The organism is Erysipelatoclostridium sp. MSK.23.31 (assembly GCF_019125875.1).
Classification (GTDB): domain Bacteria; phylum Bacillota_I; class Bacilli_A; order Erysipelotrichales; family Coprobacillaceae; genus Thomasclavelia; species Thomasclavelia ramosa.
In genome coordinates, this window is record NZ_JAHOCB010000052.1 from 1 (window position 1) to 20,550 (window position 20,550).

Annotated in this window: 22 protein-coding genes; 1 reads left to right on the forward strand and 21 read right to left on the reverse strand. The window is 30.7% G+C overall.

Annotated elements, in window-relative coordinates; all coding sequences use genetic code 11:
• Positions 1-74: 74 nt before the first annotated feature.
• The 19 genes from KSU54_RS16330 to KSU54_RS16410 all read right to left on the reverse strand — a co-directional run bounded on the left by KSU54_RS16330 (position 75) and on the right by KSU54_RS16410 (position 17,682).
• On the reverse strand, positions 75-1,430 hold the full coding sequence (locus KSU54_RS16330; protein WP_003535944.1) for an MATE family efflux transporter: 1,356 nt from the start codon (positions 1,428-1,430) through the stop codon (positions 75-77).
• Positions 1,431-1,603: 173 nt separating this feature from the next.
• The gene (gene larC, locus KSU54_RS16335; protein WP_117791988.1) at positions 1,604-2,806 is read right to left on the reverse strand and encodes a nickel pincer cofactor biosynthesis protein LarC; all 1,203 of its coding nucleotides are present in this window, start codon (positions 2,804-2,806) and stop codon (positions 1,604-1,606) included.
• Positions 2,803-3,543, reverse strand: a complete 741-nt coding sequence (gene larB / locus KSU54_RS16340) for a nickel pincer cofactor biosynthesis protein LarB (RefSeq protein WP_003535939.1) — start codon at positions 3,541-3,543, stop codon at positions 2,803-2,805. The genes larC and larB overlap by 4 nt, the downstream gene beginning before the upstream one ends.
• Positions 3,544-3,546: 3 nt before the next feature.
• On the reverse strand, positions 3,547-4,263 hold the full coding sequence (locus tag KSU54_RS16345; RefSeq protein ID WP_003535937.1) for an energy-coupling factor ABC transporter ATP-binding protein: 717 nt from the start codon (positions 4,261-4,263) through the stop codon (positions 3,547-3,549).
• Positions 4,263-4,814, reverse strand: coding sequence for an energy-coupling factor transporter transmembrane component T family protein (locus tag KSU54_RS16350; RefSeq protein ID WP_226827608.1), 552 nt, complete (start codon positions 4,812-4,814; stop codon positions 4,263-4,265). The genes KSU54_RS16345 and KSU54_RS16350 overlap by 1 nt, the downstream gene beginning before the upstream one ends.
• Positions 4,815-4,827: 13 nt before the next feature.
• Entirely contained in the window at positions 4,828-5,022 is a 195-nt protein-coding gene (locus KSU54_RS19020) for a hypothetical protein (RefSeq protein WP_226827605.1), read from the reverse strand.
• Entirely contained in the window at positions 5,015-6,019 is a 1,005-nt protein-coding gene (locus KSU54_RS16355; RefSeq protein ID WP_008791238.1) for an energy-coupling factor ABC transporter permease, read from the reverse strand. Before KSU54_RS16355 ends, KSU54_RS19020 begins: the two co-directional genes overlap by 8 nt.
• Before the next feature lie 57 nt (positions 6,020-6,076).
• A complete protein-coding gene (locus KSU54_RS16360) occupies positions 6,077-6,487 on the reverse strand; it encodes a DUF3842 family protein (protein WP_003535931.1) in 411 nt (136 codons plus the stop codon).
• The gene (larE, locus tag KSU54_RS16365) at positions 6,477-7,250 is read right to left on the reverse strand and encodes an ATP-dependent sacrificial sulfur transferase LarE (RefSeq protein WP_224209019.1); all 774 of its coding nucleotides are present in this window, start codon (positions 7,248-7,250) and stop codon (positions 6,477-6,479) included. Before larE ends, KSU54_RS16360 begins: the two co-directional genes overlap by 11 nt.
• A 201-nt stretch (positions 7,251-7,451) precedes the next feature.
• A complete protein-coding gene (locus KSU54_RS16370; protein ID WP_003535927.1) occupies positions 7,452-8,060 on the reverse strand; it encodes a biosynthetic peptidoglycan transglycosylase in 609 nt (202 codons plus the stop codon).
• An 81-nt stretch (positions 8,061-8,141) separates the two neighbouring features.
• Positions 8,142-8,273: a hypothetical protein gene (locus KSU54_RS19215; protein WP_003535924.1), complete on the reverse strand. Its 132-nt coding sequence runs from the start codon at positions 8,271-8,273 to the stop codon at positions 8,142-8,144.
• Between the two features lie 134 nt (positions 8,274-8,407).
• Positions 8,408-8,857 carry a GNAT family N-acetyltransferase gene (locus tag KSU54_RS16375; RefSeq protein ID WP_003535922.1) on the reverse strand — a complete coding sequence of 150 codons (450 nt, stop codon included), beginning with the start codon at positions 8,855-8,857 and terminating at the stop codon, positions 8,408-8,410.
• An 86-nt stretch (positions 8,858-8,943) separates the two neighbouring features.
• Positions 8,944-9,075, reverse strand: a complete 132-nt coding sequence (locus tag KSU54_RS19535) for a DUF2589 domain-containing protein (protein WP_003535920.1) — start codon at positions 9,073-9,075, stop codon at positions 8,944-8,946.
• Positions 9,076-9,174: 99 nt separating this feature from the next.
• Positions 9,175-9,444 carry an acylphosphatase gene (locus tag KSU54_RS16385; protein WP_003535919.1) on the reverse strand — a complete coding sequence of 90 codons (270 nt, stop codon included), beginning with the start codon at positions 9,442-9,444 and terminating at the stop codon, positions 9,175-9,177.
• A gap of 440 nt (positions 9,445-9,884) precedes the next feature.
• The gene (locus KSU54_RS16390) at positions 9,885-11,744 is read right to left on the reverse strand and encodes a BglG family transcription antiterminator (RefSeq protein WP_003535917.1); all 1,860 of its coding nucleotides are present in this window, start codon (positions 11,742-11,744) and stop codon (positions 9,885-9,887) included.
• Between the two features lie 100 nt (positions 11,745-11,844).
• On the reverse strand, positions 11,845-12,876 hold the full coding sequence (locus KSU54_RS16395; RefSeq protein ID WP_009299954.1) for an SIS domain-containing protein: 1,032 nt from the start codon (positions 12,874-12,876) through the stop codon (positions 11,845-11,847).
• 1 nt (position 12,877) lies between these two features.
• On the reverse strand, positions 12,878-14,155 hold the full coding sequence (locus KSU54_RS16400) for a 6-phospho-beta-glucosidase (protein ID WP_009299953.1): 1,278 nt from the start codon (positions 14,153-14,155) through the stop codon (positions 12,878-12,880).
• Between the two features lie 2 nt (positions 14,156-14,157).
• Positions 14,158-15,399, reverse strand: coding sequence for a PTS sugar transporter subunit IIC (locus KSU54_RS16405; RefSeq protein ID WP_022007599.1), 1,242 nt, complete (start codon positions 15,397-15,399; stop codon positions 14,158-14,160).
• A gap of 282 nt (positions 15,400-15,681) precedes the next feature.
• A complete protein-coding gene (locus KSU54_RS16410; protein ID WP_003535908.1) occupies positions 15,682-17,682 on the reverse strand; it encodes an FAD-dependent oxidoreductase in 2,001 nt (666 codons plus the stop codon).
• Between the two features lie 104 nt (positions 17,683-17,786).
• Between KSU54_RS16410 and KSU54_RS16415 the strand changes: the two genes are divergently transcribed.
• Positions 17,787-18,356, forward strand: coding sequence for a TetR/AcrR family transcriptional regulator (locus KSU54_RS16415; protein ID WP_117791992.1), 570 nt, complete (start codon positions 17,787-17,789; stop codon positions 18,354-18,356).
• A 216-nt stretch (positions 18,357-18,572) separates the two neighbouring features.
• Here KSU54_RS16415 and KSU54_RS16420 read toward each other — a convergent pair whose 3' ends face one another.
• Complete coding sequence (locus KSU54_RS16420; RefSeq protein ID WP_040434184.1) at positions 18,573-19,979, reverse strand: flippase; 1,407 nt, start codon at positions 19,977-19,979, stop codon at positions 18,573-18,575.
• 47 nt (positions 19,980-20,026) lie between these two features.
• Positions 20,027-20,550, reverse strand: a 524-nt coding sequence (locus KSU54_RS16425) for a UDP binding domain-containing protein (RefSeq protein WP_272482502.1), incomplete at its 5' end; no start/stop codon positions are given.

Genomic DNA, 20,550 nt, shown 5'->3' on the forward strand with positions numbered 1-20,550 from the left:
AGAAAAGAGATAGCTTTCGCTATCTCTTAAGCCCCTCCACTATTGACACGGAGCCAAGATACACCCGCTTTTAATCAACTATTAAGACGGTACTTCCAGCCATTTTTTAAAAATCTTCGCGATAATAAGAGACATCTGGCTATATTATCAAATACCATCATAATCCAAACTGCTTCAATACTTTGATGGAAAACATTGATCATTAGCCAAGAACCGGTTACCCTAATTCCCCACATCGTAAATAATGAAAAAACAAATGGTGCCTTAGTATCACCCATCCCATTGAATGTTCCCTCAAGAATTACTAAGATTCCATAAAGCGGTTCTGAAATAGATACTATTCTCAATACTCGAGCCCCCAAAGTGATAACCTCATGGTCAGGAGTAAAAATCCCCATTAACTGTTCAGCAAATATAAATAATGCAATCCCACAAATTATCATTAAAAACATTGTAATACCACTAATCAAATAAGTTACCTCTTTAACTTTATGCTCATCTTTTTGTCCAACTGCATTTCCAACTAAAGTTGCTGCTGCCGTTTGAAAACCATACCCGGGAATATAAAAAGCTTGTTCTGCTTGAATTGCAATTGTATGAGCAGCAAATCGTACTACTCCTAACTTCGCAATCAAGGAAGCAAAAGTTACGTGCCCTAAACAAATAACACTACGTTCCAATACTACTGGAATCCCAATATTCAAACATTCCTTAAACTCTTTTTTATAAAAATGAAAACCACTGTTTTTTAAATCAAATAGTGTATTTTTATAGTAACGTAAGAACATCATAATTCCTCCAGCAACAAATGATATAGCCGTCGCAATCGCTGCTCCATTTACCCCCAGTCCAGCACCGGGAATTATAATTCCAAATAATTCTCGTGTCGGATAAATTAACAAGAAATTTAAAATTATATTAATAATATTCATATATAAATTTATTAGCATTGGTGTTTTCATATCACTGACACCACGTAAAGCCGATGCCAAAATCAAAGCTGCTGTCCTAAATAATAATGGAATTGAAATAATCATAAAGTATGATGCCGCTTCACCTCTAATTGCTTTATCACCATTTAGCCAAGTTGGTAAATATGGTGCAATTAAAACACACATTATAGTTAAAGCTATCCCAACAATTAATGTCAAAAATAGAGCTTGCTGCCCTACCCGCTTTACTTTTTCATCATTATTTGCTCCTACTGCTTGAGCACAAACTGATAAAATCCCAATTCCAAAAGCAACAGCAATACTAGACACTAACCATCCAACCGTTGAGGTCAATCCAACTGCAGCCGATGCCCCAGCTCCTAATGCCCCTACCATCGCTGTATCAACATATGTAACGACAACATTCATGGCCTCTTGAACTACCGCCGGCCAGGCTAAAAAACAAATCGATTTAATTTGTTGACGATATTTTCCCACTATCTCACTCCTACCTAATCTAATAAAAAAAGACCATTAAATGGCTTTAATTGTATATACTATTATACACTTTTTTAATATAGATAGATAGCCCCAAACAAAAGCTTAGTGCTAAAATTAAATTTATTTAATAAATCCTCCAATTCATAATTAAATCGGAGGATCAAAATCTATTATTTTATTAGTTTATATATTTCTTTGACTGCAAGATCATGCTCCTTAGCTAATCGTTTTATACTTTCGTATTCCGGATATACATAAGTCTCATCATTATTAGTTACTTCTTTAGCAGCAATTTTTCCATATGGTGTATCCAGCTCAATTGCTTTTCGAGCTAAAATTTTTCTTTCTTCACGACGATAACGAATTCCAATTGTTGTTGTTTCTCTAAATATAATATTCTGTAATAATTCTAATTTATCTTCTTTACATGCTGTACTCAATCGATAGGCTGGGCGATTCTTTTTCATATAAATCGGTGTAAAGAAGACATCTAAAGCTCCATTTTCAAAAAGCTTTTCAGCAGTATAAGCAAGTATTTCACTCGAACAATCATCTATATTTGTTTCCATTACAATAATTTCATCATTAGTTTTATCGATTGTTCCTAAAGATACTTTCAAAACATTAGGAATATTTAATTCTTTAGTTCCACAACCCCAACCAATCTTTTGAACATTCATAGGAGGCATCGGTTGAAACGATGAACTCAGCTCAGCAATAATAGCCGCCCCTGTCGGTGTCACTAATTCTGTATCAATATCAATCTGACGGGCTACTACATTACTAGCAGCAAAAATTTCCGATGTCGCTGGTACCGGAACTGAAATTGTTCCATGAGCACATTCAATAAAACCATGCCCATCATTAACGATACTGCTATATATTTTATCAGGTGCAATCTTAGTTATTAAGATTGCTGTTCCGATGATATCAACAATAGAATCAATTGCCCCTACTTCATGAAAATGAACATTAGCCAATTCTTCATTATGAACTTTACTCTCTGCTAACGCAACTCTTAAAAAGATTCTTTTTGCTAATGCTTTAGCTCTTTCATTAATCCCACTATCATCAATAATTTTATTAACATCGAATAAATTACGATGAACATGGTGATGATGTTCATGGTGGTGATGTTCATGGTGGTGATGTTCGTGATCATGATGATGTGGATGTTCCTCTAAATGAACATCTACATAAGTACCAGTAATACCATTTTTCTTTGTTTTAGTAACATGTAAATGATAGCCATCTATATTCAATTTAGCTAATTCCTTTTGTAAATAATCAGGTTCATCAATAAGTTCCATTAATGCACCTAAAGTCATATTACCACTTATTCCGCTACTACAATCAAAATATAATACTTTCATCGTTTTCCTCCTAAACAATTAATCGTATGAGCCATATACCCAGCTCCAAAACCGTTATCAATATTAACTACACTAACACCACTAGCACAACTGTTTAACATCGATAATAATGCCGAAAGACCATTAAAATTAGCACCATAACCAATTGATGTTGGCACTGCAATGACTGGTTTATCAACTAACCCTCCAACAACCGATGCTAAAGCCCCTTCCATGCCAGCTACAACTATAATAACATTTGCTCGTTTGATCACATCCATCTTATTAAATAGTCGATGAATCCCAGCAACACCAACATCACTAATCAAATTAACTTCATTTCCTAAAAACTCAGCTGTTAACACAGCCTCTCTAGCAATTGGAATATCTGATGTTCCTGCACAAACAACAACAATCATTCCTTTATTTTGTATAGTTTCCGATTGTTTTAAAATAAAAGTTTTGGCTTCTTTATCATAATTAAAATTTGGATATAATTTCTTTAAATAAGCCGCCTTTGTTGCATCAACTCTAGTCGCTAAAATATCAATTTGATCATGTTCTAACATATTTTTTATAATACCAGCAATCTGTTCTTTCGTTTTACCAGATCCATAAATGATTTCCGGTGTTCCCGTACGACGTTTACGATTATAATCAATCGTCGCATAATCAATTGGATTATCAATCAAAATAGCTGCTTCATCAACAGAAATCTCATGGTTCTCTACCATTTCTAATATTTCTTTTACTTTCATCGTCTACCTCTGATATCGTTGTGGCAACTCTAACCCATTTGCCTCCAATAACTCTTGATTAGCTAAAATTTCACAGGGATTACCACTAGATACTATCTTTCCATTATTTAATAAAATTATTTCATCACACAAATCCAATACCATATCTAAATCATGGGTTGCAAAAATAATTTGCTGGGGCAATTCTTTTAACATATTAATAACGATCCTTCGACTCTTCGGATCAAGAAATGCTGATGGTTCATCTAATAATAATATCTCTGGTTTCATTACCACCACACTAGCTAAGCCTACCATTCGCTTTTGTCCTCCAGAAAGATGATTAGCCATTCGATCCAGCAGATCTTCAATCTTAAATAATTTCGCAAATTCCGCAATTCTTTTATCAATTTCAATTTTATCCAGTTTTTGATTTATCAACCCAAAAGCTAAATTATCACGAACTGTAGGTAAAAAAATCATATGATCTGGATTTTGAAAAACAAGACCTGCTACCTCTCTTATTTGTATCAATGTTTCTTTTGATAACATAACTCCATTAATTTTAATCTCACCTTGCGTTTCCACCAGCCCCAATAAGCTTGATAATAAAGTTGATTTCCCCGAGCCGTTTTCTCCAACAATAGCAATACACTTCTGCTGTTCAATCTTTATCGACACATTATCAAGAGCTCTAATTGAATTATTATAAAGAACATTTAAATTATTTATCTCAATCACTAAAATACCACCTTTACCATCATTAAAACTCCTACTGCCATCATTAATAAAAAATAATTTTCAATCTCAAAATCAACATAATTTAAATACGCTTGTTTAACATCAAAGCCACGACATTTCATTGCATTGTAAACTTCATTACTTCGTTCAAAACTCCGAACTAATAAACTTCCCACAAAACTACCCATATCTTTAAAAGCTATTCCTTTAGACTGGGGATTTTTTAATTGATAAGCTTGAATCATTGTTAGCGCTTCTTCAACCAAAACAAAAATATAACGATAGATCATTACTAATTGTAAAACAAAAATTGAAGGTATTTTAAGATGCACTAATTCACAAGTAATACTATCAAACTTAGTTGTTGCCATTAGTAAAAAAACTGCCATCAAACATAAGATATTTTTTATAATGATCGTAATAAATAAAAGTACACCAGTTGATATATTAACACCATAAAAATTAATTATTGTGGTTGAAAATAGTAAATTTGAAAATCCAATACACAAAGAAATAGGTAATCCAATTAAACTTCGTTTAAATAAATCCATAAATGATACTTTACTAAGTGAAATCAATTATTATTGAATATAAGGGTAATTCAAAAAAATCTAAGCAGCTGGTCGAAATAACAAAAATTATATACATTAGTGCTAAAATAATCTTTAAAAGTGGATTTAAACGATGAATCAGTGAATCACCATTAGCTAACTTTTCAATATAGCCAAATTTTAAAAGTGAGCCTTTAAGTTTATTCATATTTTTTCTTTTTTACTACGATATATCCAATTCCACCAATTAAAATTAAAGTTGCTGCACCACCAATAATCCCTGATACTGAAACACCTAATTTACTGTCGCTGCCACTAAAATTATAATCTGGTAAAAATGAAGTTGAACTTTGAACCTTTGCTAAAGTATCTTTTGTACTGCCGCTTGCTTCAATTTCGTCGGTTCCTGTGACTCCTTCAATAGACCACTCTAAACCATCAGGATTGCTTGATGCATATAATGAAAGAACTCCACCAACTAAGATTGTTAAAACAGCAAAAACCGCAACCTGTCTTCTTATATTCAATGTTCCAAAATGCTTGTCATTAAGTGCATGATCAACTATTTCACGTTTATCTTTTAATACATATAAGACAACTGTTGAAGTGATTAAGCCTTCAACTAGACCAATTGCTAAATGAATCGGCAACATTAATACAACAAATGAAGTAAATGGTAATTCCGTAATATTACTTGCAAGAGTTTGTAAGACCACTGCAAAAGCACCCATTTCTAATCCCACTACTACTCCTAAAATACTTGCCAGTAATACTCTTGAAGAAGTTATATTTTTCTTTAATAGTGGCTTAACAATTAATGGATAAGCTACAAAACATGGTAATATCCCCATGTTAAAAATATTACATCCTAACGCCAATAAACCACCATCACCAAAAAATAAGCATTGTATAATTAAAACAGAACATAATGATAAAAAGGCAGGATATTGTCCTAAAATAAGGCACAATAAAATTCCTCCACCGATATGACCACTACTTCCTGTTCCCGGAATCGTAAAATTGATCATTTGAGCAGCGAAAATAAATGCTCCCATTACTCCCATTAAAGGAATCTTTCGATCATCATGTTCTTGATTAATTTTTTTAATTGAAAAACCGATCATGATAAAACTAATTATCATGAAAATAACCCCAATATTAACAGAAATCAAACCATCTGCCATATGCATTAATACTGAATTCATAATTTCCCTTTCCACAAACACTACTGTGCTTCTTCTAGTACTTCTTGTACTTGGGATCTATTTTAAAATATTAACTAAATCTCTAATATATTCTTGAATTGATTTTGGCTCAACACCTAAGACATGTCCAGTGCATTTACTAACTGGAATAAAATATTTTTGAGCTTCACTACAGCTGATTGCTGCCGCCATTGCTGGTGAAACTTCACCATACATCGAGTTAGCAAAAACAAAACCAATTGGTCCAATAATTATCTGAGCGTTTTTAGCATTATAAATAATTGCATTTTCTCCCGTTGCGACAGCATCAGCTCCACCTTTTTTCATATTATTGGTTGCAGTACTATTTGTTCCTACCGCAATAATAAAAGTACCACTAACTTCTTTTTTTAAGGCCTCAATTACACTTCGGCCAATGCCTCCACCTTGACCATCAATAACTACAACTTCCATTTCACTACCTATCATAACTTCCACTAGTTATGCCTTCCAAATCTAATGTTACATAATCAAATCCAAGTTCTTTTATTGCTAAGATTAATTCTTCATCATTAACTAGATTAAAATTGTTTCGTTCAACTTCAATCCGTGCTAATTTATCATGAACTCGAACACGAGCGTAATAAATCCCCTTTTGATGAAGTAAAGCCTCAGCTTGATCGACCACTTCTAATTTTTCTTTAGTGAGATGAGTATCGTAAGGAAAACGTGAAGCTAAACAAGCATTTGCCGGTTTATCATATGTCTCAATCTGTAATTCTTTTGAATACTGTCTTATTTCAGCTTTTGTTAAACCAACTAGTGCTAACGGTGATACAATTCCCAATTCTTCGCAAGCTTTCATTCCAGGGCGATAAACTTTTTCATCATCAGCATTTTTACCATCAAGGGTTATCTTAAAATCATGGCTTTGAGCTGCTTCAATTACTTTTGCCATTACTTGTTTTTTACAGTGATAACATCGATCTTTACGATTATTTGTAAATTGCTCGATTGTAAATACATCTAACGGCACTTCTATAAATTGACCTTTACCAGCCATCATTCTAGCACTATCGATGTCCTCCTTGGACATCATTTTCCCTACACATAATACTGCTAGAACATTTTCTTTACTTAAGGTTTGTAATGCTACCTGATATAAAAAATTTGAATCGCAGCCACCACTATAGGCAATTGCAACTTTTTGATAAGATTTTAATAATTCTTTTAATTTATCTAACTTACTCATCTCTTCACCTTTATACATAATAATATCACAATCCCCATCTATTTACTAATTAGACCATGCTATGATCGCAACTACACTATACACCCTAAAGTACACTTTAAGACAAGTATTTTTTATTTAGAAAATAAAAAAAGTGATTTCAATATGAAGCAAACCCTCATTGCTAATTCAACATAGAAAATTCACTTCATCACTATCACTTTAATTTTCAGCTAACTTAGAAGGATTATAAACACTAGGGGCCTTCAATGTCTTTACCAATACTTTTGCCTGTTCCTCATTAAGTTCTATAGGCTCAATATTGTAATAATAATTACTAGCTTCTTTAATTCCATAATTTCCTTCACCTAAATATGTAATATTCAAATACATTTCAAGAATTTCATCTTTCGTATAATCATCTTCTAATTTTTGAGCAATAAAAACTTCAGCTATTTTCCGGTCTAAGCTCTTTTCAAAAGATAAACAAAGATTTTTAGCTAACTGCTGAGTAATCGTACTACCGCCTTCTTTAAACGACATCGTCACTACATTCGTTACCATTGCTCGAGCTAATCCAATGTAATCAACTGGGCCATGTTGATAAAAACGCTTATCCTCACTTTCTATTACTAGTTCTTGATATATACTTGATATTTGCTCCAATTTAACATAGTTATCTTTACTTCTTAATTCTTCAACTCGCACTGTTAAACTCTTTTCTTCCATTGTATCTTGGTACATCACATAGCCACGATAGCCATAATATCCTAAAAAGGTTAAGGCAGCTAAGAAAAGAATAATAATTAGACGTGATATTACTTTTTTCATATACATCCCTCTATTCCTTATTTTACACCTCTATCATAGCCTAAGCTGGTTGGTTATTCCATTGATTTACATTACAAAATCTTACATTATTGTAATATTTATCATTAATTCCTTGAAATCATTATCGATCAGCATAGTATTTAAATTTAAAATTTTCTTATTTTGATGACCACGAGGAATTAAAACACAATTGCATCCTAATACTTTTGACATTTCATAATCATGAATTGTATCACCGACAAATAAAACATCTTCTTAGTTTAAATGATTATTTTTATAATCTTGTTTAGCTAAAGCTACTTTACTACGAACAAAATTATCCACAATTCCAATCCCAAATTGGATATTTATATCCCTACTTGATCACTATCCTTTAAAACTTTTATTAATTTGTATGATGATTTAATAAAATCATTCTTTTGATAAAATTGATGTGCTTCTATACGTTTAAAATTACTAGTAAGTTCAATTACTTCACATTGATGCTCCAAAGCTAATTTTGTACTGAAATCAACTAATAATCTACCTATACCATTTCCACGATAACTGTTATCTATAACTAATTCTTCGATTGTTGCAACTTTATTCTCATGATGTAATTGATAATCGATATTAACACTGACAAATCCAACAATCATATCATCAGATACAGCTACTAAATAGTGACTCTTTTCATCATTAAGTTTATTTTCATATACTAGAGCAAACTGTTCATGATTTAAATTACATTCCTCTAATTCACAAATCAGTTTATAAATAGCTTCCAGATCCTCTTTTTGACAATATCTTATTTTCATATTTTTTGCTCTACTTTCATTTAAAAATATTTTTATTCACTTTATCTTATCATTTTCAATAAATTAATTAGTTAAAGTAAAATCATCTAGTTTTTGACTTCTATATTAAATAAAATATCTACTTCATCTATATAAAGATTGGGTATCAAAACAATATTAAGTACTAGAACATCTATATTAGATTCATTTTCTAGATATTTAAACTGTTTTATTATCATCCTATTTTAGTGATTATTATATATTAAGTATATTTAATGAAGGCTTCTACAATAAAAGACTATTGGCATATATCAATTCCAACGGTCCTTTAAAATTATTTAGTTTTTCATTCCAAATGAAGTTTCATGTTTTAGAACTGCTATTTCTTCCATCTTAATTGAATCTATTCTAATAAAACGATCATGCTGTAATTCATTGATCAAATAATCAATCAACTTCTCCTCACCTTGAATACAAGCTTCTACAGAACCATCTGATAAATTACAAACCCAGCCAGTTAATCCAAGATTTTTTGCTTTTTGATAGGTAGTAAACCTAAATCCTACACCTTGGACACGACCATAAAATAAATAATGCCTTCTTATCATTCTACCTTCACCTCTTTAACAAAAACTTCTATTATAAATATCGTACCACAATAACTTCAACCTGCAACTTCAACTTTCTTCTTTAATATATCAAAATTATCGATTTCAAACACTATCCCGGCTATCATATCTAACTGTTTACTTATCAGCTCTGACTCTCTCTGTTTCGCTAGTTCTCATATCTCCTCGCATTTTTAAATTGATCCTACATCGTTATCATTTATGTTTTTTCTCTTCGTCTCTGATTATACCATTATAATCATTTTTTATAAACAAACAGCATAGTCGCTCCAATTTTTTACGTCCTTTAAATTCACTAAAAACAGTAATAAAAAAAGGAAATCAGTTTATTTCCTCAATTATATATAATTTCAATTCGATTAAAAGTAAACTACTTTATACCATAACTATATTTATGTGTATCGTATAAACATTTACAATTATAACTTATTATGTTCATCGCCTTCTTCTAAAAACATATTATTTAAAAATGTATCCATACATTCTTTTTGAAAGAAGAATTCTTGTAAGCTTTGTAAAAGCTGTTCACTATCGATTCCTAATTTCAATACAAAAATAATTTTAACTAATTTATTTTTCCATACAATCGGTTTCGATAAAAGATAAGCGTTTATTGAACTCTTTTGATTATAGATAGGCATATAATGAATAACAGTTTGTAAACTTGTTTCAAAACCAATTAATGGATTTGTATGATAAAATGTTTCAAATGAGACACTTTCATGTTCAAATATATATGAAATAACATCATCTTTTGTTTCACAATCAATAAAATAAGTATCTTCTTTTTTTAAAAAATCAGATAATTTATACTCATTAATTTGTCGAAAATACTTATTTAAAACTTCAAAATCATGAGTAGTTATTATAGGATGAATATGTATAACAGGAATATCAAGGCTTTCATCAAGTGGTACAGTTGTAATAATATAATCATAACTTTCTAAATGATATTTACTAAGTTCCCCAGCAGAGATTGTTTTTTCAATAACCAATGAATCTTTATATCTTTTTAAAATAGAGAAACTTAATAATTCACTCATTGCCACATTGTACTCATTAATTAATAAAACCCGTTTCTTCGCAATATTTCTTTTCCTTCTCTCTAAAGCATATTGAAAATGAATAGCGATATAGCCTATTTCATCTTCAACGTTTATATAATCTGCATTATTATAAATAGCAAGCCATGCTTCCATACTCAAGATATATGCTAGAGTATAATTTTCTTTAATAACATAAATCAGCGGATTTCGTGAATAAGTATTAAATTTCAAACGATTTTCCATTGGATTGATATGAATCCCCAATGCTTTTCTTAAGTACATATCATTGTGAAAATCAATATTAAAGACTTTTTTAACCTGATTGAACATTTTTTCTACAATTATATCAATTTCTTCTTTTAATTGATCATTGATACAGCTTTCGATTGCACTAGTTGAATTGCTTTTTTTTCCTAAAATATGAATAGCTAAATAGCATTGTTCCTCTACTGATAATTCAATATGAAAATATTTATTAATAACTTTTGAAACATCCTTTGCTACTAAAAACTCATATTCCATTTTCATTTTTTCAATCTCATTATCATGAAATGAGATATAACATTTTCTTTGAATACGATTCAATTGAACTTGAATATGTATAATAAAATTTTGAAATACCCTTTGGGGCATCGTAATACCATCATTAAAAATAACTTTTCTTAATTCATCTATAAATTCATGATCTTCACCAATTTTCGTTGATAACATCCCTATCTTATGATAAATATATTCCGCCATACATAATCGATAACGAAATTCTTCACCTTCTATTTTTAATCCTTTACCGGTTTTTTGCACTATTTTTAAGTCAAAATCATTTAGCCGTTCTCTTATGTATTTTAAACTTCGACTAACAGAAGTTCTATCAATAAATAAAATATCAGATATATCATCGATTTTAATAAACTCTTGACTTTCGAGCATTAAACCTAAAATATAATAAGCCCTTTCTAAAGGATTTGTAGGAATAAAATAACTCCATTGCTTAGATACTTTATCAATCCAACAATTAAACAAATCATCATCAAAAATACTAATTTGATAACCATGAGAAGGAATTGATTGAATAAGTGCAAAGTTATTCATCAATTGATTAAGTATTTTAATTTCATTTCTAATAGTTTTAGAACTCACATTCAATAATTGAGATAGTTTTTGTCCAGTTAAATATCTATTAGAATCCATAAATACTTGCAAAAGATTTAATTGTCTCTTAGTAACAACACTCATATTTAATTCCTCCTTCTATTATTTCAATTATATAATAAGTTTTATTTATTTGTAAAATAACAGATAGACAAAATAAATCAGCCTTAATGGCTGATCTATTTTATTCAATCCGTGTCCCTACTGTAGTAGCAAAATCACTGTATACAGGATCAGATGAATTAATCCCATTACATTCTGGTAAATAAGTACACATAATTTGAAAAGGTATCACAGCATTTAACCATGAAGATGTATATGAATGCTGATTAATGTGAATAATATTTTCATTACTTGTTTTTAAAGTTGAAATAATAAGATAATTGCTTGTTTTAGTTTTTATAAAATCAATAAAATTATTCATCAAAATCTTTCCACATCCATCAGTATCAATAAGAACAATATAAGAATCTTTAATAATCGTTCTATGCGGACCATGCATAAACTCTTCCATATCAAAATTCATCACAGGAATTTGCATTGTTTCTAAAATCTTTAGCGTTCCTTCTCTAGCAGTTGGATAATTCACTCCAAAACCAACGATACTCATTGCTTTTGCTAAAGCCCAATGCTTATTTTTTTGGCACCAGCAAAGGGAAGCTTTTATATTTTGAGGTAATTCTTGGATACTTTGATAATATTCTTGAGTGATAGATTGATACCGTGGATTTTGAGTTATTTTCAACAATAGCAAATGCAAAGTTAGTACTGTTGCACTATATCCTTTAATTTTAGGACCAACATTTTCTTCTCCACACAACATATCAATATGAATATTGGCTTTTTTTGCGATTGGGCTATCACCATTAGCCGTTATTGAAACGGTTGGTATATGATGCTGTTTAGCTATTTGTAGACATTCTAATGTACCCGTACTTTTCCCTGTTTGAGATATAACTATAAGTATATTTTGGGGGTTATATAAATGTTTTGAGTAATATCTTAACTGAAAAGGATTTTCCACTATAATCGAGCAATCCGCTTCTTTTTCAATCAAACATTTCACTAACATTGCAGCGTTTAATGAGGTACCTGATGCAGTAATTATAATTTCTTTAGGACTTATAAATGTCTTAGAAAGAGTAGAAAATGTATCTCTTTGTAAAGAAAGAATATTTTCCAAAATAACTTTTTGCTCATCAATATAGCCCCACATCTTATTTTCCATGATGATAAAATTGTGGAAGATATTCCTTATGGGCTTCCAGCATCTCCTCTAAAAGTGGTTTTGCTACATCATAATCTCTTACTAATGGATGAGCAACAAGAGCCTCTAATGCTAGTTTTTTATTTCCCGTGATCGCCGCTTCAACTGCTAATGATTCATATGTTTTTACTGCACTAATAAGTCCGATAACAGCTTTAGGATAGTGAGCAATTGTTAATGGTTTCATGCCATTTTTACTTACATAACAAGCTGTTTCAATAACAGCATCATCATCTAAGAAACGAACTGTTCCATTATTAGCAACATTGATAACCATCCATTTTCCACTATCATTATAAATCGCATCCATAACACCAATCGCAACTTTGGAATATCCACCACCGCCACGTTTAGCTAAAGTTTTTGGTTTTTGATTATTTAATTCGTCTGCATACTCCCTAAATATTTGTTTTTCTAATTCAAGAATAGCTTCACCTCTAGTCTTGTCTTGTTCTTTTAATTGTTGTACTCTTTCTTTCGTATGAAAATAATATTGTGTATACTGACTCGGAATTAAGTGTAATGTTTCCATCCATTCTTGTGAAACAGTTGTACATTTTTTTATAACTTTACTAAATTCTTCATCAGTAATCGGTCTTCCATCAATAGTCATATTATAAGAAAAATTCATATGATTTAATCCTAAATAATCATAATAGATTTTTTCTTCTGGAATATTTAAAGCTTCAGCAGCCCACCATCTTGGTCGCATTCCTCCAGCACATAATCCCGCCACTTTAACATTACAAACTTTATTTAGTGCTTCAGTTACTAATCCTGTTGGATTTGAATAATTGATAATCCAAGCATCTGGACAATATTTTTCAACATCTTTAGCTATTTCAATCATAACTGGAATTACTCTAAATGCATTAAACATTCCTCCTACTCCAGTTGTTTCTTGTCCAATCAAGCCATATTTTAGTGGTATTTTTTCATCCTTTATTCGCGCCTTATTTCCCCCAACTCTAATTTGTGTTGAAACAAAATCAGCATCAGTGAATGCTTCTTCTCTTGATGTTGTACTCCATACTTTCACATCATAATTCAAATAACCAACATATCTTTTTACAAACCCTTCCATAATTGAAAGTCTTTCTTCATTTATATCTAATAAAACAATTTCTTTTACTGGTAATGTTTCACGGTGTTCCGATAATCCTTCAATTAATTCAGGGGTATACGAACTCCCTGCTCCAACAATTGCAATTTTTAACTTTTTATTCATACTCATGCTCCTATCCTTTTTTCTACTGCTAAACGTTGTCTTTCCATTGCTTTAAAGAATGGATAATATATACATCCTGCTATTAATAGTGAAATACCTCCCCAAATAACAGCAGGAATATTCCCACCAGTAACTAAATAATGTGAAAATAATGGTGGTATTGTCCATGGAATATTAGCTACTGGTCTTCCTATAATATTGAAGAGCATTAATAGATATGTTCCTGCTGATAAAATTAATGTTGACAAAGTATAGGGTATCATCATGTATGGATTCATAACTAATGGTACCCCAAAAACAACTGGTTCATTAATTTCAAATATACTTGCTGGTAAACATAATTTTCCTAATGTACTGAATCCTTTTTCTTTTGAACGGATCATCATCAAGACAAGCGGTAAAGTAGCACCACCGCCACCTAAGAAAACAAACATAGTAAATCCACTGGCAGTAATATAAGGTGGCTGAGTTCCAGCTGCAAAAGCAGCAGCATTTGCTCCAAACATAGTTAGAAAAAATGGATCAGCTACAGCCAAAACAGCTCCACCGTGAATACCAACACTCCATAACATTGAGCGAATAAACATGAAAACCAAGAATCCCGGTAGAGTATTTAATGCAAAAACAAATGGTGAGAAACAATCCATTAAAATTTGATTAACATTAATACCTAAAATTACACGAATTATCCATATAATTGTCAAAATGACAAATGCTGGAACCAATGACATAAATGATTTTGATACTAGAGGTGGTACTGTATCAGGAAAATGTATCACAAGATCTCTCTTTTGAAAAAAATGCATAATCATTCCTGACATTAATGCTACTAAAATAGCTGTAAATAATCCTTTTGTCCCAAATAATTCAAGATTAATCGCATACTCATCTGTTAGTGTCGCCAATAAAAACGCGGCAACAGAAACAAATGCTGTAATTAATGGATCAATTTTAATATCCGTATAGCCTAAAGCAAAATAATAAGCTACACTAGCAGCTCCAACCAGCCCAACAATCCCAATCGTTATTGTATTAACTGTTGTAATCATAGCAGCGTATGGTTCAAAAAATGATTGAATCGGATCAATTGGAATATTGGGAATTAGCAAAAAGATACTTCCGATAATTGTTAATGGAACTGTAACCATCATACCGTTCTTGACTGCATTCAAATGATGCTGATTAGCCATCTTATTTAATGGTGGTACTAGTTTATCCTCAACAAACATTAATATTTTATTCATTATTTTTCTCCTCTCATTTCCACGAGCGCTCTTCTTTGTACAATCTAATAATAAAGAGAAAGTATGTTTATTTGAATAGTTAAAATTTCCCTTGGCTAGTGGAAATAATTGCATAATTAAAATTATTTTATCTTTCTTCTATATATCTTCTTACTTACTAATTTATTTTTCCTCAATTCATACTAATATGAAAATAAAAAAGAGTTTCAATTATATATTGAAACTCCCATCTTAAAAAGTACTAATTAAATAACCTAAATCTTTTTATCATTTGCCCTATTATTAAAGATTTCGTGCTACTTCATAAGCGTCCCAAATAGCACCACGAATATTTCTCACTTCTTTACTATCACCTAAATTATATACATATGTGTATTTATTTTTTAATTTATCAAATAAATCATGTTTAGATTTATAACCGACTGCAACGATAGTTTGTTCAGTAGCAATAGTTTCTTCATTATTATCTTGAAGAACTTTAATTTCTTGATTACCGATTTTACTAACTTTTGCATTTCCCACAATTCGAACATTATTAAATGCTAATAGATCACGAAGCATCCATTCATTCATTGGCGGTAAAGCAATACCTGATTTTAAAATATCTGGTAAGGCTTCGATAATTGTTACCTTCTTACCATTTTGTGCCAAATGTAACGCTAATTCACATCCAACAAGACCACCACCAATAACTACTACGTTATCTTTTGCAGCTACTTTATTAGTCAATACTTCATTAGCTAGTACCGCATTTTCAACACCATCAATTGGAGGTATCACTGGAATAGAACCTTCACAGATAAATAAACTATCTGGTTTTAATGCATCAATCGCCGCCTCATCAGCTAAAGTATTTAGTTTAACATCTACACCTAATCTTTCTAATTCATTTGTATAATAAGAAGCTAGCGCTAAATCATCTTCTTTAAACTTAGGCATACCACCAACTAATAATTCACCACCAAGGCGATCTGTTGCTTCAAATAAAGTAACTTTATGACCACGAAGAGCAGATACACGAGCTGCTTCTAATCCTGCTGGTCCGCCACCAACAATAACAACATTTTTCTTTACAAATGCTGGTGCGACACCCACAGTATCTTCTCGTCCACATTCAGGGTTAACCGCACAACTACCTAACCCAGATTGTAATAAACGTCCAAAGCAGCCATCATGACATCCTAAACATGGGCGAATTAATGCCTCTAATCCATCTTTTAATTTATTTACATAATCAGGATCACTTAATAAAGGACGTCCCAATCCAACTCCATCAATAGTTCCTTTGTTTAGAGCATCAACAGCCATTTTTGGATCATCCATCCTTCCGGCAATCAATAATGGTACTTTTGCAGCATCACGAATTTTTTCAACTAATGGTAAATACATACCTTTTTCAAAATACATTGGTGGATGAGCCCAATACCAAGAATCATAAGTACCAGCATCTGCATCAAAAGCATCATAACCAGCTTCTTGCAATATTTTTACAGCTTCAATAGCCTCATCAATATCTCTTCCTAACTCTTTAAAATCTTCACCTGGTAAGCCACCTTGCCGTAATTGTTTAATATAGCTCTTAATTGAAAAACGCAAAATAACTGGGAAATCTTTACCACATTTATTTTTAATTGTTTCAACAATTTCTGTAGCAAAACGTAAGCGTCCTTTTAAATCTCCACCGTATTTATCGGTTCTTTGGTTAAACAAAGTCATTGTAAAACAGTCCAATAAGTATCCTTCATGGACAGCATGGATTTCGACCCCATCAAAACCTGAATTTTTAGCAATAACTGCTGCATCACCGAACTTCTCAATAATATGTTCAATTTCTTCGGTCGTTAGTTCACGGCAAGGTGCATTAGGAATCCAACGATTTGTTGTTGGACTTGGAGCAACAAAATCTTTCATATCAACGAAATTAGGCAGCGCCGATCTACCTAAACCAGCAGTTAATTGTAAAAATATCTTTGTTCCAAAAGCATGAGTACGATCAGTCATTTCCTTAGCCTTATGTTCGTATTTTAAAGGTAACATATTTGGGCAAGGAAAACTGCAGCGAGCATGAGGTTCCACGTCATTTTCAACCCAGTTAGCTCCTGTTATAATCAAACCTACGCCACCTTTTGCTCTTTCAACATAATAATCAATACTTTGTTGGGTATAACAATAATCTTCATCAACATCTACGATTGTTGCCATCGGTGCCATAAAAAACTTATTTTTCACCTCAACATCCCCAATTTTTAGCGGTTCAAATAATGGTTCATAAATACTTTTCATAGTAGTCTCCTTTCAAAACTGAACTTGTTCATATTTATATTTTAACACTCATTGTTTGCGCTTACAATGTTTTTAAGATAAAATGTATAATGAAAGGATTAATTATGAATAACATTAAAACAAGTAAGGCAGAAAACACTAAAACTAATATTATTAAGGCTTTAGAACAGTTATCTAAGGATCAAAATCTTGACAATATAAAAATAAGGGATATATGTACATTAGCAAATATCTCAGTAGGAACCTTTTATTTATATTTTAAAAGTAAAGAGGAAGCTATTTTATATATTTATCAACAATGTGATGAGCAGTTTAGAAATTTAAAACTAACTAATGATCCACTTGATAATATCTATCAGATCTTAGATACCTATTATCATATGGTTGACATTGATAACATAAATTTTGATCGTACTATTTATAAATGCCACCTAAATCATTATGATGAGTACTTTTTTTCAGAAGAACGGCCAATCTTTATTTTACTAAACCAACAGATTATTGATTATACAAAAAAAGCTGATTGTAAAGATATAACTTGGGATATTCTAGAATTTTCTCGTGGGCGTATTTATAATGCCTGTATTTCTTTTAAGGAGTTAGATAATACCTGGTATAAACAACAAATAAATAAAACAATCTCTTATTTAAAGCATTTGAATAATGCAACATGAATGATAATTGTTCGGGCTATAAGTAACTTATTGGTTATTTTTTATTTACTATAATTACATTAGAATTTTATTATATATATTATAAAATTAATATTCATTAATAAATAATAAAAATAGATGGCAGTTAAAAACCGACCATCTATTTTTATTCAATAGAGTTTTATTGTTTTAGATTTAATTTGTTATAAATAACTTCAAAGAGCATCTAAATAATATTTAGTTCCTTAATATATTTTTAAGTCCTACCTTATAATACAATAGAACAAAGAATAAAAATATGAACACTCCAACAAGTATTTTAATAATTAAAGTTATTAAATTGCTTGACATAAATGGAACATTAACTACTCCAATATACATAATAACTCCACTAATCAGTAATGGTAGACTTTGTTTAAAATATCTCCAAACTTTTATTTCATTTCTTACCATGTATGTTTGATAAGCACATACACTAAATTCAGCACATAAGGTACCAATTGAAGCTCCTAAAGCTTGAAAATATGGTATCAATAATAAATTTATTACTATATTTACAATTGCACCAAGAAATACAGACACAATATAGATTTTATCTTTTTTGTTAGGAATCAAGTACTGTGTTCTAATCACATTTGCCCACGATATGAATATTGATGACAATACTAATATAGTGATTATATCAGCACATTTATTAAACCCTTGACCATAAAACAATGGAACAAATTCTTTGCTAACACTACTTAACCCAAATGCCATAGAAGATGATAACAAAACAGAAATTATTAATGATTTTTGAATATATTTCATTGCCTCTTTTTTCTTCCCATTAGCAATTAGATTTGACATCCTTGGAAGCATAACAGTTCCTAAAGATGTAATTGCCATTGCAGGAATTGATGTCAATTTGTTAGAACTTTCATAATATCCCACTTCGGTCATTGTACTTAACGCACCAAGCATCACTTTATCCATAATTGTATAAAGACTAATCGCAATAACAGGAATAAATAATGTTAAATTAGGAATTAGATGGTTCTTAATTTCGCTAAAAGTTACTCTTTTAATTTTTACATATTTTGGAACAAATGGCCATAGCATTAACTGGCTAATTAACATGCCTAAAACCATAAGTAATCCATAAACATAAATATCATTAGCAGTTTTAACAAATATAAAAATACAAATTAAGTTCAGAATTTTAATAACAGTATTTCTAGTAACTGTCATTTTAAACATTTCCATACCAAAGAAAAACCAATTAATATCAAATGCAACGGACACTAGATAAATTGTTTGAATTGATGCCATTATTTTATTTTCAGACAAAAAAATAACATATATAATATAAATTACTAAAAGTAATATTGCCATTAGTAACTGCATTACATAAATACTACAAAAAGTTCTAGATAAATTTTCTTTATTATCCTTTACTCCAGCTATCGTTCTATTGCCATAATTGTTTAATCCTAATAAAATAAACAAACCAAAGTACGATGCTATCGAGTACGCATATGAGTAAATACCAATTTTTTCTGCTCCCATTATTCTAGAAATATATGGCGTAGTAATAAATGGTAATATCAAAATCAACACATTGTAAAACGCATTATATAAAAAATTTTTCTTAATACTATTAATTCAAATCACCCATTTCTTATTTATGTAAAACTATCTTATTAATTACACTAATCTCTCCTAAATAAATCTCTTGTATATACTCTATCTTCTACATCATCTAAGCAACTGTCATATCTATTAGCTATGATTGCTTGTGATTGTTTTTTAAATTCTTCTAAGTTATTTACTACTCTACTTCCAAAGAATGTTTCACCATCTTTTAATGTTGGTTCATAAATAATAACTTCTGCACCTTTTGCTTTAATCCGTTTCATTACACCTTGAATTGATGATTGTCTAAAGTTATCAGAGTTAGATTTCATTGTTAATCTATAAACTCCAATAACTACATTTTTCTCTTTATCAGGACTATACTCATTATCTTCGTCATAACTATAATATCCTGCTTTTTCTAATACTCTATCAGCAATGAAATCTTTTCTGGTTCTATTACTAGCTACTATCGCACTCATCATCTCTTGAGGAACATCCTGATAGTTAGCTAGTAATTGTTTAGTATCTTTTGGTAAACAATAACCACCATATCCAAATGACGGGTTATTATAATGTGAACCAATTCTAGGATCTAGAC

Excerpts from the sequence above, each read along its gene's own strand:
- larC (WP_117791988.1), bottom strand. The coding sequence starts at position 2,806 with ATGAAAGTATTATATTTTGATTGTAGTAGCGGAATAAGTGGTAATATG.
- KSU54_RS16395 (WP_009299954.1), bottom strand. The coding sequence starts at position 12,876 with ATGTGGGGCTATATTGATGAGCAAAAAGTTATTTTGGAAAATATTCTT.
- KSU54_RS19020 (WP_226827605.1), bottom strand. The coding sequence starts at position 5,022 with ATGAATAAACTTAAAGGCTCACTTTTAAAATTTGGCTATATTGAAAAG.
- KSU54_RS16350 (WP_226827608.1), bottom strand. The coding sequence starts at position 4,814 with ATGGATTTATTTAAACGAAGTTTAATTGGATTACCTATTTCTTTGTGT.
- KSU54_RS16410 (WP_003535908.1), bottom strand. The coding sequence starts at position 17,682 with ATGAAAAGTATTTATGAACCATTATTTGAACCGCTAAAAATTGGGGAT.
- KSU54_RS16405 (WP_022007599.1), bottom strand. The coding sequence starts at position 15,399 with ATGAATAAAATATTAATGTTTGTTGAGGATAAACTAGTACCACCATTA.
- KSU54_RS19535 (WP_003535920.1), bottom strand. The coding sequence starts at position 9,075 with ATGATAATAAAACAGTTTAAATATCTAGAAAATGAATCTAATATAGAT.
- larE (WP_224209019.1), bottom strand. The coding sequence starts at position 7,250 with ATGAGTAAGTTAGATAAATTAAAAGAATTATTAAAATCTTATCAAAAA.
- KSU54_RS16415 (WP_117791992.1), top strand. The coding sequence starts at position 17,787 with ATGAATAACATTAAAACAAGTAAGGCAGAAAACACTAAAACTAATATT.
- KSU54_RS16385 (WP_003535919.1), bottom strand. The coding sequence starts at position 9,444 with ATGATAAGAAGGCATTATTTATTTTATGGTCGTGTCCAAGGTGTAGGA.
- KSU54_RS16400 (WP_009299953.1), bottom strand. The coding sequence starts at position 14,155 with ATGAATAAAAAGTTAAAAATTGCAATTGTTGGAGCAGGGAGTTCGTAT.
- larB (WP_003535939.1), bottom strand. The coding sequence starts at position 3,543 with ATGAAAGTAAAAGAAATATTAGAAATGGTAGAGAACCATGAGATTTCT.
- KSU54_RS16390 (WP_003535917.1), bottom strand. The coding sequence starts at position 11,744 with ATGAGTGTTGTTACTAAGAGACAATTAAATCTTTTGCAAGTATTTATG.
- KSU54_RS16360 (WP_003535931.1), bottom strand. The coding sequence starts at position 6,487 with ATGATAGGTAGTGAAATGGAAGTTGTAGTTATTGATGGTCAAGGTGGA.
- KSU54_RS16375 (WP_003535922.1), bottom strand. The coding sequence starts at position 8,857 with ATGAAAATAAGATATTGTCAAAAAGAGGATCTGGAAGCTATTTATAAA.
- KSU54_RS19215 (WP_003535924.1), bottom strand. The coding sequence starts at position 8,273 with ATGTCAAAAGTATTAGGATGCAATTGTGTTTTAATTCCTCGTGGTCAT.
- KSU54_RS16370 (WP_003535927.1), bottom strand. The coding sequence starts at position 8,060 with ATGAAAAAAGTAATATCACGTCTAATTATTATTCTTTTCTTAGCTGCC.
- KSU54_RS16355 (WP_008791238.1), bottom strand. The coding sequence starts at position 6,019 with ATGAATTCAGTATTAATGCATATGGCAGATGGTTTGATTTCTGTTAAT.